We start from the raw sequence: 1,085 nt of genomic DNA, 5'->3' as shown, positions 1-1,085 counted from the left end.
GCGGTGATCGCAGCGATGTCGGCAGGGCCGGCATCACGGATGAGTACGGCCATGCGCGGGCTCCGGGTCAGTCGATGTAGCGCTTGAGCAGGTCGCCGTAGGCGTCGATGCGACGGTCACGCAGGAACGGCCAGATGCGGCGCACGTGTTCGCTGCGCTGCAGGTCGACCTCGCACATCAGGATGGTCGCGTCGGTGCCGGCTTCGGCCAGGAACTCGCCCTGCGGGCCCAGCACGTGGCTGTTGCCCCAGAACTGGATGCCCGAGGCGCCCAGCGGCGAAGCCTCGTGGCCGACGCGGTTGCAGCTGAGCACTGGCACGCCATTGGCTACGGCATGGCCACGGTGGCTCAGTACCCAGGCATCGCGCTGGCGGGTCTTCTCGTCCTGCACATCATCCGGGTCCCAGCCGATCGCGGTGGGGTACAGCAGCAGCTCAGCACCGGCCAGCGCCATCAAGCGCGCCGCTTCCGGGTACCACTGGTCCCAGCACACCAGCACGCCGAGGCGGCCCACGGAGGTGTCGATCGGCTTGAACCCGATGTCGCCCGGGGTGAAATAGAACTTTTCGTAGAAGCCCGGGTCATCCGGAATGTGCATCTTGCGGTACTTGCCCAGCAAGGTGCCGTCCTTCTCGAAGACCACGGCAGTGTTGTGGTACAGACCGGCAGCGCGGCGCTCGAACAGCGAGCCGACCAGCACCACGCCATGCTTCTTCGCCAGCGCGCCCAGGCGCTCGGTGCTCGGTCCCGGAATCGGCTCGGCCAGGTCGAATTCATCGACCGATTCGTGCTGGCAGAAGTAGGGACCGTTGTGCAGTTCCTGCAGCAGCACCAGCTTCGCGCCCTGTGCCGCGGCGTCGGCAACACGCGCTTCGATCACCGCCAGGTTGGCGGCGGCATCACCGTGGTTGCGCTCCTGGATCAGGGCGACGGTAAGGGGGCTGCGCGAGTTCATGCGGGGCGATCCTGCGGGGGAAAACCCGCATGTTAACGCGGATGCGCCATGACAGCGTGTTGGCTGCTGAATGGTTGAAGGGTGGTGCCGGCCGCTGGCCGGCAACTCCGTCAATCCATCAGGCATTGCC

General features: G+C 66.5%; 1 protein-coding gene. It reads right to left on the bottom strand.

Going from position 1 to position 1,085, the window contains the following annotated elements; all coding sequences use genetic code 11:
* Positions 1 to 67: 67 nt before the first annotated feature.
* The gene (locus AB4Y84_RS22225; RefSeq protein WP_025875046.1) at positions 68 to 955 is read right to left on the bottom strand and encodes a carbon-nitrogen hydrolase; all 888 of its coding nucleotides are present in this window, start codon (positions 953 to 955) and stop codon (positions 68 to 70) included.
* Between the last annotated feature and the right edge of the window lie 130 nt (positions 956 to 1,085).

The sequence above is a fragment of the Stenotrophomonas sp. 2YAF22 genome (assembly GCF_052114665.1).
Lineage (GTDB): Bacteria > Pseudomonadota > Gammaproteobacteria > Xanthomonadales > Xanthomonadaceae > Stenotrophomonas > Stenotrophomonas indicatrix.
This window is presented reverse-complemented; position numbering and strand designations above follow the sequence as displayed.

Coding starts and splice junctions, on each gene's coding strand:
- AB4Y84_RS22225 (WP_025875046.1), bottom strand. CDS start 955: ATGAACTCGCGCAGCCCCCTTACCGTCGCCCTGATCCAGGAGCGCAAC.